Annotated in this window: 12 protein-coding genes and 2 pseudogenes; 6 read left to right on the forward strand and 8 right to left on the reverse strand. The window is 64.9% G+C overall.

Annotated features, from left to right (window positions below; all coding sequences use genetic code 11):
- The first annotated feature begins 107 nt into the window (after window positions 1–107).
- Window positions 108–344 (forward strand): hypothetical protein, encoded by a 237-nt coding sequence (locus JQT59_RS34350; protein ID WP_213574048.1) that lies wholly within the window; start codon window positions 108–110, stop codon window positions 342–344.
- 457 nt (window positions 345–801) lie between these two features.
- Here JQT59_RS34350 and JQT59_RS38530 read toward each other — a convergent pair whose 3' ends face one another.
- The 8 genes and pseudogenes from JQT59_RS38530 to JQT59_RS34380 all read right to left on the reverse strand — a co-directional run bounded on the left by JQT59_RS38530 (window position 802) and on the right by JQT59_RS34380 (window position 8571).
- A complete protein-coding gene (locus JQT59_RS38530; RefSeq protein ID WP_502939762.1) occupies window positions 802–978 on the reverse strand; it encodes a hypothetical protein in 177 nt (58 codons plus the stop codon).
- Window positions 968–1372, reverse strand: a complete 405-nt coding sequence (locus JQT59_RS38535; RefSeq protein WP_502939764.1) for an aldehyde dehydrogenase family protein — start codon at window positions 1370–1372, stop codon at window positions 968–970. The genes JQT59_RS38530 and JQT59_RS38535 overlap by 11 nt, the downstream gene beginning before the upstream one ends.
- Window positions 1373–1770: 398 nt before the next feature.
- A pseudogene (locus JQT59_RS34360) lies at window positions 1771–2757 on the reverse strand (IS481 family transposase); the annotation flags it as partial.
- Between the two features lie 250 nt (window positions 2758–3007).
- On the reverse strand, window positions 3008–3313 hold the full coding sequence (locus JQT59_RS38540; RefSeq protein ID WP_502939766.1) for an SDR family oxidoreductase: 306 nt from the start codon (window positions 3311–3313) through the stop codon (window positions 3008–3010).
- Between the two features lie 5 nt (window positions 3314–3318).
- A pseudogene (locus tag JQT59_RS38545) lies at window positions 3319–3878 on the reverse strand (IS110 family transposase); the annotation flags it as partial.
- A gap of 311 nt (window positions 3879–4189) precedes the next feature.
- Window positions 4190–5158 carry an NAD(P)H-dependent flavin oxidoreductase gene (locus JQT59_RS34370; RefSeq protein ID WP_213574050.1) on the reverse strand — a complete coding sequence of 323 codons (969 nt, stop codon included), beginning with the start codon at window positions 5156–5158 and terminating at the stop codon, window positions 4190–4192.
- Window positions 5159–5170: 12 nt separating this feature from the next.
- Window positions 5171–7342 carry a 3-hydroxyacyl-CoA dehydrogenase NAD-binding domain-containing protein gene (locus JQT59_RS34375; RefSeq protein WP_213574052.1) on the reverse strand — a complete coding sequence of 724 codons (2172 nt, stop codon included), beginning with the start codon at window positions 7340–7342 and terminating at the stop codon, window positions 5171–5173.
- Between the two features lie 17 nt (window positions 7343–7359).
- The gene (locus JQT59_RS34380) at window positions 7360–8571 is read right to left on the reverse strand and encodes an acetyl-CoA C-acetyltransferase (RefSeq protein WP_213578331.1); all 1212 of its coding nucleotides are present in this window, start codon (window positions 8569–8571) and stop codon (window positions 7360–7362) included.
- A gap of 193 nt (window positions 8572–8764) precedes the next feature.
- On the opposite strand from JQT59_RS34380, the gene JQT59_RS34385 reads away from it, so the two are divergent.
- From JQT59_RS34385 to JQT59_RS34405, 5 genes are all read left to right on the forward strand, one after another.
- A complete protein-coding gene (locus tag JQT59_RS34385) occupies window positions 8765–9544 on the forward strand; it encodes an enoyl-CoA hydratase/isomerase family protein (protein WP_213574054.1) in 780 nt (259 codons plus the stop codon).
- Window positions 9545–9594: 50 nt separating this feature from the next.
- A complete protein-coding gene (locus JQT59_RS34390; protein WP_213574056.1) occupies window positions 9595–10230 on the forward strand; it encodes a TetR/AcrR family transcriptional regulator in 636 nt (211 codons plus the stop codon).
- A gap of 168 nt (window positions 10231–10398) precedes the next feature.
- Window positions 10399–11202 carry an enoyl-CoA hydratase/isomerase family protein gene (locus JQT59_RS34395; RefSeq protein ID WP_213574058.1) on the forward strand — a complete coding sequence of 268 codons (804 nt, stop codon included), beginning with the start codon at window positions 10399–10401 and terminating at the stop codon, window positions 11200–11202.
- A gap of 53 nt (window positions 11203–11255) precedes the next feature.
- On the forward strand, window positions 11256–12419 hold the full coding sequence (locus tag JQT59_RS34400; RefSeq protein ID WP_213574060.1) for an acyl-CoA dehydrogenase family protein: 1164 nt from the start codon (window positions 11256–11258) through the stop codon (window positions 12417–12419).
- Between the two features lie 27 nt (window positions 12420–12446).
- Entirely contained in the window at window positions 12447–13232 is a 786-nt protein-coding gene (locus tag JQT59_RS34405) for a PaaI family thioesterase (protein WP_213574062.1), read from the forward strand.
- Window positions 13233–13278: the final 46 nt, after the last annotated feature.

Genomic DNA, 13278 nt, shown 5'->3' on the forward strand with positions numbered 1-13278 from the left:
TCGCTGCCACAGCCCCTTGCAGCACACTGGGCGTGTTTGCTATAACGAATCTACAGCTTCTGCTGTAGGTAACCTGTCAGCAACGAGGGTTTCCGGAGGTCGACGCAATGCTGTGCAGCGAACGCCGATGGTGCGATATCGACTACGACCTGTCGATCGCCGACTCCGATCGACTTCTCGCCGAGGCGCTGACGCCACGCGCCGTGGTGTCGCTGGTACGAGTCGCGATCCGCGCCGAGCGCGTTCCCTCTGCAGGCCGAGTCCCCTCTACGCGAACGGAACTGGCTGCGCAGACTACGGGAGCGGAAGTCGACGCGACGCAACGCTCCCCTCCGCGCGGATGATAACCCGCTCGACGAGAAGGGAACACGGAGTCGAAAGGACGGTGATGCCCTAGCGTGAACTCACTTCCCGAGGGCGTTGCTGCCCCGCCCGCAATTTCTTCGCAACCGGCCGGCGCGTGGAGCGGCCCGAAAGCCGCAAAATCCGCCCTGCCACCACTGTGGCGACGACGAGAAGCGGGCCGGGCAGCAACTGACCCTCCGCTCGAAATCCTTCACCGTCATCGAACCCCGGCCCGTTTCCCCTGGGCCGGGGTTCTTTCGGGGCAGGGTTTCCCTCCAGGGCAGGGTTTCCCTCCAGGGCAGGACTTCTTCAGGGCAGGAGTTCGTGCTCGTGCCGACGCCCCGCCTGGACGGCCAACATCACCGACGTCCTCGTCGGCGTGGAACACCAGGCCGATCAGCTGCTGGCCGATCACCTCGACCCGCTACATGAGGGACCCACACGCAACTGTGAAGATTAGGAGTAGTAGTCGCGTGATGAGGACGGAGCAATTGTGGGGCACTTGGTGGCGTGCAGGCGACCCCAGCCGAAAGGTCGACGGGCTTCTTCATCCCGCCGAGGGTGAGTTCCCACGGCTTGAGCTGTTTGGAACGAGATCACCGGAAGTATCGGCCCGAATATCTCATCCGCCATGCTGGGTTCTTCGGGGTCCGGCTCGGCGATGACCGTCGGGTTCCATGGTCAACTTTTCCCGGTCAGCGCCTCCACCGGTGACGATAGTTCCCTTCGTCGCGGTGAGGTAGCCCTCGAGCCGATCGAATTGTCGTTCATTGACGATTCTCATGCCGCCGGAACGGCCCGCCTGGAATGCCTTGATCGTCGAGGCCAACTTGTCGACGAACTCGTCCCGCACGGATGCGTCGACGAGTACGTAGTCGGGTGAGATGCAGGTTTGTCCCGAGTTGAGCAGCTTGACCCAGGCGATACGCCGTGCCACGACGTCGAGGTCGGCGTCGGCGGCGATGGCCGGGCTCTTGCCGCCCAGTTCGAGAGTGACCGGGGTAAGGGTCGGTGCTGCAGTGGCCATGATCTTTCGGCCAATCTCGGTGCCGCCCGGGAAAACGCATGATCGAAACCCAGTGCCAGCAGATCCTGTGTGGTCTGTCCATCGCCCTCCGCAACTACGACCGCTTCGGGGTCGAGGTACGTGGGAATCAGCCGTGCCAGCAGGGCCGATGTGGGTAGTTCCATGGACCGACCACGAGCACGACACCGAGCGGCTCGTATTGAACCCACGCCGAGCCCGGCAATTGATTCAGCGGCAGCCGGCGCTTCTCGGGTTTCATCCATCGTCGTAGATGCTTCCGCGCGTAATTCAACTCTCCCCTCGGTGGAGGTGAGGTCTCCAAGCCACGCCTCCACTGCGCCTCGGCCGAGATCCTCCGCCAAGGCAGCTGCGATCTCGTCTTCACGTTCGGTGACTATGCTGTACTGACCTGAGAGGTTGGGTACGCGGGTGGCGGGTGGTTGGCCGCCGAGTGCGGTGTGGCCTCGGTGGTAATTGTAGGTGTGCAGCCATCGCGGGAACTCGTCGCAGCGTTCGCGGTCGCTGGTGTAGAGGCGGGCGTAGGCCCATTCGTCGGCCAGGGTGCGATGGAAGCGTTCGACTTTGCCGTTGGTTTGGGGTCGGTAGGGGCGGGTTCGGCGATGCTTGATCTCACCGAGTGCGTCTCGGAACGCGTGTGATCGGTAGCAGGAACCGTTGTCGGTCAACACCTTTTCGACCGTGATGCCGTGCTCGGTGAACCACGCGTTGGCGCGTAGCCAGAACGCGGCGGCGGTGGCTTTGCGTTCGTCGCCCAACAATTCGGAGTAGGCCAACCGTGAGCGGGCGTCGATCGCGGTGTGCAGGAAGTGGTAGCCGCGGACCGGACGGTAGTACTTGTCGACCTCGCCGCCGCTTTTGTCGGCCCGGGCATTGCGGCTGCCTGCCGAGCGACCGACCTTCCGCCATCCGCCGCCGGCGGGGATCTTGCCCAGTTTCTTGGCATCGACATGAACGAGATCGCCGCAGTGCGGTGAGTGCATGCGACGGATCACCCGTCCAGTCGGGCGGTCGAGCCACCGCAGTCGAGCCAACCCGTACCGGCTCAGGACCTTGTGCACTGTCGAAACATTCAGACCCAGCAGATACGCGACCCGGACTGGACCCCAGCGGCGGATGACACGGACCTTGATGATGCGCCGCTCGGTGCGCGTCGGGGTCTGGTTCGGGCTGCGATGTGGCCGTGAGCTGCGATCGGCCATCCCGGCCGGCCCCTCGGCGCGGTAACGAGCGCTCCAGCGTGCTGCGGTGGTGACCGCGACCTGGAACCGTTCGGCAGCCCGCCGCAGCGGCCACCCATCATCAACGACACATTGAGCAAGGCGCAGGCGACCCGTTTCGGACAACGGGGCATTACGGTGGACCACGAAGACCTCCTGAGTGAGCGATGCGTTCCTAGACAGCTCGCACTTCACTCGGAGGTCTTCTCTGTGTCACCTCGCCACGCCGTCACCAACGTCCGTGGTCAGTACAACTAGTCGTCCGATGCCATCGAGCTGTCGTAGGCGCCACCCGATGCTCTTCGTACGCCCCGACGCGTGTACCCGTCGCATTGCGGTGAGGAGATCGGTGAGGTTCGGCGGCGCCTGGTCGATGTTCGTTGTCATGGCCACCGGCTCAGAACTCGGGCATCGGGACGCTGCCGGACAGGACTGCGCCACCGGTCCCACCATCGACCGTGATCGTCTCGCCATTGACCCAGCGGGCAGCGTCGGATGCGAGAAATAGCACTACGTCGGCGACGTCCTCCGGCATCGCGTGCCGGCCGAGCATCTCCTCGAGGCCATCGATCGTGTTGCGGCCCATGGACTCGCGGAAGTCGGCGAGGATCGGTGTCTGGACCGGACCGGGTAGTACCGCATTCATCCGGAAGCCCATTTCGTAGACGGCCAGTCGGCCACGGCGGGCGGTGGCCAGTGCCACCGTCTGTAGGCGTCGTCGGAGGCCGGCTGGGTCGGCGCCTGGTCGAACCGCAGCTGGCGCAGCCACCGATCGTGCAACTCTGTCCACGCCTTGCCGCCGGAATAGACGATCCCGTTCCGCAGCCACAGCTTCGGCACCCGATGCGCGACCGCATCAGATCCTGACGCGCGGCCTCTCGGGCGCGGACCAGATCGCGGGCGGATTCCCCCCGCGGGGGTCGGGACCCGGACCGACACCACCTCGTCCAACCGGAGCAACCGAGCCAGGTGCAGAGCATCTCGCGCGTCGGTCTTGATCCGATCGCCGGGGCGGTGCAGCTTCGACGACGCCGCCACCTCACAGCGCCACCCCGCCGCCTCAGCGCGCGAGCCAAGCAGAACCCGGTCGGTCCGGCCTCACACACCACTGCGCTCGAGCCCGGCAGTTTGCGGACCCACTCGAGCACCTCGGGGTGCGAGGGCGTCAACCGCGCACTGAACACCTCACCTGTCTGCCCATCGATCGCCGCCGCGACGACCGAACGGGCATACACATCCAACCCAACACTCGTACGCTCACAACACACCGGGGCCTCCTCACACATGTCGTAAAGGCCGAGCACGGAAAACGACGCTCGGTAACCCATGAGGTTGCGTGAGCGAGGTCCCGGCCAGCAACTACCCCTAGCCGCGAGTAGTCACTACATACGGTCTAAGAGCGGCTTAGCCAGGTTTAGCTACCTAGCCGCGCCCGGGCACGATTGAATGTGTTCGAACGGATCTCAGCCCCGGTCGGATTCGCCTTTTAGGGCATTACCGAAAGGCGAATCCGATGCACTCAGGATTCAGCTCCGTCGAACAATACGTAGCCAATTGTGAGGGAAGCGGTGAACCCCCATCACGCAAAGCGGGCTGACGCGGCCCGCAGCGAGTCCTCTGCCTCTCGGACGATTCGGGTCACCAAGTCACCGGCGGTGGGGATGTCGTCGATCAGGCCCTGCACCATGCCCACCGTCCAGATCCCGGCATCAGGGTCACCGAGCTCGTAGACGGTGCGTCCGCGGGCCCCGGCGACAAGGTCCCTGACGTCGGGGAACTCGCCGCCGTTGTCGAGGATCTCGACGACCTTGGTGCTGACGGTGTTCTTGGCGACCCGGGCGGTGTTACGCAGCGGCCGGAAGATCAGCTCGGTGTCCCGCTCCCCCGCCGCGACGATGTTTTCCTTGATCTTCGGGTGGATCGGCGATTCGACGGTGCACATGAACCGGGTTCCCATGTTGATCCCATCGGCACCCAGAACGAGGGCGGCCGCCAGACCTTGACCGTTGGCGAACCCGCCCGAGGCGATGACGGGAATGGTGAGCTTGCGGGTTGCCGCCGGGATCAGCACCAGCCCCGGAATGTCGTCCTCACCGGGGTGGCCGGCGCATTCGAAACCGTCGATGCTGACCGCATCCACACCGACCTTCTCCGCCTTGACGGCGTGCCGGACGCTGGTGCACTTGTGGATGACCTTGACACCGTTGCTCTTGAATTCCTCCATATGGGGTTCGGGATTGGAGCCGGCGGTTTCGACGACGGTGATCCCGGCGTCGAAGATGACCCGCCGGTACTCGTCGTACGGGGGCGGGGTAATCGACGGAAGGATGGTGAGATTGACACCGAACGGCTTGTCCGTCAGAGTTCTCGCCCGCTCGATCTCCCTGTACAGATCTGCCGGGGTCGGCTGGGTCAGGGCGGTGATCATGCCCAGACCGCCGGCGTCGGAGACCGCGGCGGCGAGTTCGGCGCGGCCCACCCATTGCATGCCGCCCTGAACGATGGGGTGCTCGATTCCGAGCAGGTCGGTGAACGAGGTTTTCAGCATTGCGAGAAGCTCCTATTCGTAGATTTCGCCGCGTGCGGCCTTGTCGACCACCGACTGCGGGGGCTCGAACCGCGGCCCATAGTTCTCGGCGAGTTCCCGTGCACGCGCGACGAATCCGGCCAAACCGCCGGCATACTGGTTGACGTACTGGATGACACCGCCGGTCCAGACCGGAAATCCGATACCGAGAATCGATCCGACGTTGGCGTCGGCGACGGAGTTGAGTACGCCTTCGTCGAAGCAGCGGATGGTTTCCAACGCTTCGGCGAAGAGCATCCGTTCCTGCAGGTCCGTGAAGGGGATGTCGGTGTCGGCCTGGGTAAATCGCTCGCGCAGCATGGGCGAGATTCCGACGCGTTTGCCGGCATCGTCGTAGTCGTAGAAGCCGGCGCCGGTCGAGCGGCCCTTGCGCTCGAAGTCGTCGACCATGATGTCGATGACCTTCTCGCTGCCGTGCTCGATCCAGGTGTCACCGTCGGCTTCGACCGCCGCGCGGGTCTCGAGGCGCAGCTTCTGGACCAGAGAGAGGGTGAGTTCGTCCATCAGTTGCAGGGGGCCGGCCGGGTAGCCGGCTTGCAGTGCGGCCTGTTCCACGGTGGCCGGGTCGACGCCCTCTCCGACTGCGGCGGCGGCCTCGTCGGTGAACGTCATGATCACACGGCTGGTGAAGAATCCGCGGCTGTCGTTGACGACGATTGGTGTCTTGCGGATCTGCAGCGTGAAGTCGAACACCTTCGCCAGCGTCTCGTCGGACGTGTTCGCTCCGGTGATGATCTCCACCAGCGGCATCTTGTCGACCGGGGAGAAGAAGTGGATACCGATGAAGTTGTCCTGCCGCTCCACTCCCTGGGCGAGCGCGGTGATCGGCAAGGTGGAGGTGTTGGACCCGAGGACGGCGTTCGGCAGGGTGATGTTCTCGACTTCATGGAACACCTGTTGCTTGAGCTGGACGCTCTCGAAGACCGCCTCGATCACCAGGTCTACGCCGGTGAAGTCGGCGGCGTCGGCGGTCGGGGTGATCCGGTCGAGCAACGCCTGCGACTTCTCCGCGGTCGTCTTTCCCTTCGACAGAGCCTTCGCTTCGATCTTCTCGGCGTACGCCTTGCCACGTTCTGCTGCGTCGATGGTCATGTCCTTCAGGACGACCTCGATGCCGGCCTTCGCTGCCACGTAGGCGATCCCGGCCCCCATCATGCCCGCACCGATCACGCCGACCTTCTGGGTGACGTACCGGTCGATCCCCTCCGGTCGGCTGGTGCCGGAGTTGATGGTCTGCATGTCGAAGAAGTTGGCCTTGATCATGTTCTTGGCCACCTGCCCGGTCAGCAGGTGCACGAAATAGCGGGTCTCGATCTCCGAGGCGGATGCGAAGCTCAGGTCGGCGCCCTCGACGGCTGCGGCGAGGATGGCGCGCGGCGCCTGCAGCGGGGAGCCCTTGAGCTGGCGGCGCAGGTTCGCCGGGATCGCCGGGAGGTTCGCGGCGAACGCCGGTGCCGCTGCGGTCCCACCTGGAACCTTGTAGCCTTTTGCGTCCCACGGCTGTCCAACGTTCTCGGTGTTCGCGAGAATCCACGCCTTCGCCGCGGGAAGGAGCGCGTCCGCCGTGTCGACGAGCTCGTCGACGACACCGAGGTCGAGGGCTTGACGGGCGTTGTGCCGGGCACCGTTGAGCAGCAGACCGGTCAGCGCCTTCTGGATGCCGAGCAATCGCACGGTGCGCACGATTCCGCCGGCGCCGGGCAGAAGACCGAGTGTGACCTCGGGCAGTCCGACCACCACGGTGCGATCGTCGACGGCGATGCGGTGGTGGCAGGCCAGGGCGATCTCCAGGCCGCCGCCCAATGCTGCGCCGTTGATCGCCGCGACCACCGGCTTGCCGAGGGTTTCGAGACGGCGGAGCTGCTTCTTCAGCCCGTTGGTGAACTCGGTGAGCCTGGCCGCATCGGAGGCGTCCGCCGTGATCAGGTCGTTGAGGTCACCGCCCGCGAAGAAGGTCTTCTTGGCGGATCTGATCACGACGCCGGTGATGGTGTCGCGTTCGGCTTCGAGCCGGTCGACGGTGCCGTTCATCGACTCGACATACGCGGCGTTCATGGTGTTGGCCGACTGATCCGGATCGTCGAGGGTGAGTACGACGATGTTGTCGGTGTCCTGTTCCCAGGTGATGGTGGTGATGTCGCTCATGGTGTGTCCGCGCTTTCTCAGAGACGCTCGATGATGGTGGCGATGCCCATACCGCCGCCGACGCACAGGGTGATCAGGCCGCGACGCTGGCTGCGCCGTTCGAGCTCGTCGAGGACGGTGCCCACGAGCATCGCGCCGGTCGCCCCGAGCGGGTGCCCCATGGCGATGGCGCCGCCGTTGACATTGAGCTTCTCGTCCGGGATGTTGAGGTCCTTCTGGAACTTCAACACGACCGACGCGAATGCCTCGTTCAGCTCGTAGAGGTCGATGTCGTCGACGGTCAGGCCGGCGAGGTCGAGGGCCTTGCGCGCGGCGGGTGTCGGGCCGGTGAGCATGATCGTGGGGTCGGCGCCGGTCACCGCGGTCGCGACGACGCGTCCGCGCGGGGTGAGCCCGAAGTGTCGGCCCGCCCTCTCACTGCCGAGCAGAACGAGCGCGGCGCCGTCGACGATGCCGGAGCTGTTGCCACCGTGGTGAACGTGGTTGATCTTCTCGACCTGGGTGTACTTCTGCATGGCGACCGCGTCGAAACCACCGGCCTCGCCGAGGGCGGCGAAGCTCGGCTTCAAACTGGCGAGGGTCTCGACCGTGGTACCCGGCCGGCGGTGCTCGTCCTGATCGAGCACCGTCACACCGTTGAAGTCCGTGACCGGAACCACGGAGCGCGCGAAATAGCCATTCTTCCATGCATTCTCGGCACGATCCTGCGACCTGGCCGCGTAGGCATCCACGTCGTCACGGCTGAAGCCCTCGATCGTTGCGATCAGATCGGCGCCGACCCCCTGCGGGACGAAGTAGAGGTCGTAATTGGTGGTCGGGTCGTTGAACAACGCTCCCCCGTCGGCACCGAGCGGCAGACGCGACATCGATTCCACCCCGCCGGCGAGGACGAGTTCCTCGAATCCGGAGCGCACCTTTTGTGCCGCCAGATTGGTGGCCTCCAACCCGGACGCGCAGAACCGGTTGATCTGCACACCCGCAACCGTCACCGGCAGACCCGCCACCAGCGCCGCCGCACGGGCGATGTCGCCGCCCTGATCCCCGACCGGCGAGACCACACCGAGGACGATGTCGTCGATCCGGGCGGGATCCAGATCGGGAAAGCGGTCCTTGACCTCCTCGATCAGACCGACGACCAGGTCGACAGGCTTGACGCTGTTCAGCGACCCGTTCCTGCCCCTGCCGCGAGGCGTGCGGATCGCCTCGTAGATGAATGCTTCTTGCGACACCATCGTGCCTCCAGTTCGATGCGACGCCCAGACCCTCGGGCAGATGACCAGTGCAGCAGGTGAAGTCGAGCCTCGAGGGCGCGCAGCCACTGCCTTAGTCGAATGATCAGGTTGTGTTCCGCAGCCTACAGTAAAATCGAACACACTGTTCGGTCAACACCGAGCTGCCGACATCACACCCGAAGGAGCCCCCATGCACGAGCATCCACAACGTCCCGTCAGCGACGGGATTCTGCACTGCGTGATCAGTGACCCCGATCGAGCGCACAGCCTGTCCCGTGAACACATCGAGGATGCGACCCGGAAGTTGCGGGATCACACGGGGGCGAACGGCCCCATCAGAGCCGTGGTGGTGACCGGCGCTCAGGGCACGTTCTGCAATGGCGGCGACGTCAAGGCATTCGCCGATGCGGACGCTCCAGGACTGTTCGTCCGCGACCTTGCGGACTGCTTCCACGACTTCATCTCGGCGCTGACCACCGCCCCGGTCCCGGTAGTCGCCGCCGTCGAGGGATGGGCGGCAGGGGCCGGCATGAGCATTGCCTGTGCATCAGACATCATCATCGGAGGGCCGTCCACGCGGTTCGTCACCGCATATGCGGGCATCGGATTCTCCCCCGACGGGGGGATGAGCTGGTCCCTTCCCCGCCTGGTCGGACTTCCGCGGGCACTCGACCTGCTGCTCACCAATACCCCGATCGATGGTGCGCGTGCATACGAGATCGGCCTGCTGTCCCGGCTCGTGGACGACGACCAGGTGGTCGATACGGCATGGGCGATCGCGCGCAAGCTCAGCACCGGGTCGGCACCCGCTGCAGCGGCGACCAAGCAACTCGCCCGCGGGGGACAGAACGCCGGGCTCCGGGACCAGCTTGAACGCGAGGCCGAGTCGATCGCGCACCTGGCCGCCTCGCCCGATGGCCGTGAGGGGGTGTCGGCGTTCCTGCGACAGGTGCGTCCGCGCTTCGCGTGAGCGCGCACAGTGCGGCAACGGGCGCCACCGTCGCCGATAGAGTGATCGGCATGCCAACGCGGAAAACCTCCTCAGCCAATACCCCGGGACGTGAGCGGCAACGTGCGGCCACCATCGGTCGCGTGATCGAGGCCGCAGAATCATTGCTGACGGAGGGTGTTCCGTTCGCTGCGATCAGTGTCGAGCAGGTCATCTCCCGGGCAGGTATCGCGCGGTCGACGTTCTACGCGCATTTCGACGATCTGGGGCATCTGCTTCGCGCCCTCGGCGAGGGCGTGGTAACCGACATCATCACCGCCGCCCGGGCGTGGATGGATCTCAACGACGAGGTACCCAGGGACGAGCTCTACAAGATCCTGTCGGCGCTGGTGAAGACGTACCTCCGCCGAGAGAAGCTCCTGGCCGCACTGGCCGAGGCCTCGACCTCCGATCCAGCCGTCAGAGACGAATTCCATCGACTCCTCGAAGCCGGACATGTCGAGCTTGCCACGCACATCTCGAGAGGGCAGGAGCTGGGATTCGTCAGGAAGGAAATCGATCCCGAGCCGACCGCCGGATGGCTGGTGTGGATGTTGGAACGGGGGCTCTACCAACAGATTCGGGTCGCACCGAAATCGGCGATCACCCGCCACACCCGGGCACTGACCGACATCATCTGGAATACGCTCTACGCCCCAAATCGCTGACCGGCACCACCGGCGAACCGCAGGGCGGCGCCCGCCCTGCGGGTGCCGCCGCGGGAACAGAGCGGACACTAATTGAGCCACTACCACAAAACCCGAACACGATGTACGATTACTTATCGAACACCGTGTACGAAATTTGTGTACAGGCGCTGCTGAATGGACCGCCCCATGCCCCAGACTTCCCAGAATCGACCCACCCCCGCCGAGCCGTTCACCACAGTGGACATGCTCGGCGAAGGGCCGGTTCGTCACCTCGTCCTCAACCGCCCGCACCGGCACAACGCCCAGAACCTGACCATGTGGAAAGAATTGAGTCAGGCCGCGGCCCTGCTCAGCGCGGATCCCGAGGTTAGTGTCGTCATTCTCCGTGGTCGAGGTCGTTCGTTCAGCTCGGGCATCGACCTGGACGAGTTCACACGCCCGGGCGGGTTCATTCGGACTCTCGCCGAACATCCAGTCGGCGACCCGGACCCGATGCTGCCCGCGATCGCAGTGGCACAACATGCCGTCGTCGAACTACGACGCGCACCGTTCTTGACGATCGCTCAGCTCCACGGCGTCGCGCTGGGCGCCGGCCTCCAACTCGCGCTGGCATGCGACATCCGAATCACTGCCAACGACTGCCGTCTCGGGCTCCTCGAAGCGACGAAGGGAATGATCCCCGACCTCGGGGCCACCCATAGCTTGCGGCGGCTCGTCGGATCCCAGCGTGCGCTGGATCTGATCCTGACAGCCCGCGAGTTCTCGGGAGACCGTGCACACGAACTCGGAATCGCGCTGCTGTCGGTATCCGAACCCGAATTATGCTCTGCGGTAGCAGAATACGCTCTCAGGGTGGCAGCCCTTTCCCGCACCGCCGTCGCACACGTCAAAGCCGCGGTCGACACGAATGACGAGGCCCTCAGCCTCCACATCGCAGCAGCCGGGCAGGCCGCCTGCATCCGGTCGCTGCCCACGCACCCGGCCCCCTGAACGACCCCTCCCCCAGCCTTTACACGTGCCTCAGCCGAATCAGGAGAACAACAGTGACTACCACCTCGCCCTCGTCACGGACGGTCTACGAGCCCGAACATGAGCAGTTCCGCGAGACCGTCGCGGGGTTCATCAAGACCGTCGTCGAGCCGAACTTCGACCGCTGGGAAGCCGCCAAGGTCGTCGATCGGGAGATGTTCAGCGCGGCGGGCGAGACCGGCATGCTGCTGTTTCCGACGCCCGAGTCCTACGGCGGCGCCGGAATCGACGACTTCCGTTTCAATGCCATCGTCAACGAGGAGTTCGCCCGAGCAGGTCTCGCCTCCGCCGGGCTGGGAATCGCCCTTCAGAACGATGTCGTCGGCCCATACCTGCTCGATCTGACCAACGACGAGCAGAAGTCTCGTTGGCTCCCCGGCCTGACCGCGGGAACTCTCATCGGGGCGATCGCGATGACCGAGCCCGGCACCGGCAGCGACCTGGCCGGTATCCGCACCCGAGCCGTCCGCGACGGCGACCACTACGTCCTCAACGGCGCCAAGACATTCATTTCCAACGGACAGAACTGCGACCTCGTCGTTGTCGCCGCCCGCACCAGCGACGACACCCACAAGGGCCTGACCCTGCTGGTCGTCGAGGCCGGCACCCCGGGTTTCGAGAAGGGGCGAAACCTCGACAAGCTCGGACTGCACGGCCAGGACACGAGTGAACTCAGCTTCTCCGACGTCATTGTGCCCGTGAGCAATCGACTCGGCGAGGAGGGCGAGGGCTTCTACCTGCTCATGCGAAATCTGCCGCAGGAGCGACTGTCGCTGGCGGTGACTGCAGTCGCCGCGTCCGAGGGCATCCTCGCTCGAACACTCGACTACGTCCAGGAACGCAAGGCCTTCGGCAAGCCGATCGGATCCTTCCAGAACAGCCGGTTCCTCCTGGCAGAGCTGACAACCGAGGTCGAGATCGCGCGGGTATTCGTCGACCACTGCGTCGATCTACACTCGCGCAAGCAGCTCACCGCCGTCCAGGCCGCCAAGGCCAAATGGTGGGCATCCGAGCTCCAGGTGCGAGTAGCCGACCGATGCCTGCAGCTTCACGGTGGATACGGATACATGAAGGAGTACCCGATCAGCCGTTCGTTCGTCGACGCCCGCATCCAAACCATCTACGGAGGGACGACCGAGATCATGAAAGAGATCATCGGAAAGTCGTTGGGCCTCTGAGATTCGTTACCCGGCAACACGACAACCATGACAGGAACCGAAGTGGAAAACGACTGGATATCGGGCTACCTGGGGATGCATGTCGAACGAGGCACCGACGAGACAGTGACCATCAGCGTGCCGATGGACAAACGCCTCGACGATGACCATATGGGAGTCCACCCAGTGGCACTCCTGATGGCGATCGACATGGCCGCCGGCCTTTCCGCCGGGTACCCGGCGCTGCCGAGATGGACCCTCACCGTAGACATGTCCATCTCCCTCTTTCCCGGACCCGTCGCACGGGAACTTCGTGCCGAGGGCACGCCCACCCACATCGGGGGGCGCCTGGGATTGGCAGAGGTGACCGTCACCGACGGTAACGACCGCACACTTGCCATAGCGTCGATCAACCATGCTCTCGTACCGATCAGAGACCGGATGCCGTTCGTGGACATGCTTCCCGGCGAGGTGACGGTGCCGAGCAGACCTGAGTGGACCCATAAGTCGGCCCGGGATCTGTACTGCACCGAACCGGTTCCAGGCCAGGATCTGCCATCTGCTCGGCTTCCACTTACCGAAGCCACCACGAATCCGTGGGGGCTCTTCCACGGTGCCGTACTCGGCCATCTCGCACTCGACGCCGCGGGCCGAGCCGGGATCACGCAGCCGGAATCCCTGACCATCAGGTTCTTGCGCCCGACCCGGGTGGGCCCCGCGCACGCTGCAGTCACCTCCACGACGGCCACCGACACCGGCTCCCTCTGTGTCATCCGCACCACCGACGCACACGACGGTACCGCCACGTGCCTTGCCCACGTCCGCGGCCGATGAGCAAGACCGGGAGGGTGTCCAGTGGACTTGACCGACATGTTTGCCG

Source organism: Rhodococcus sp. USK13 (assembly GCF_018343855.1).
GTDB classification, from domain to species: Bacteria; Actinomycetota; Actinomycetes; order Mycobacteriales; family Mycobacteriaceae; genus Rhodococcus_F; species Rhodococcus_F oxybenzonivorans.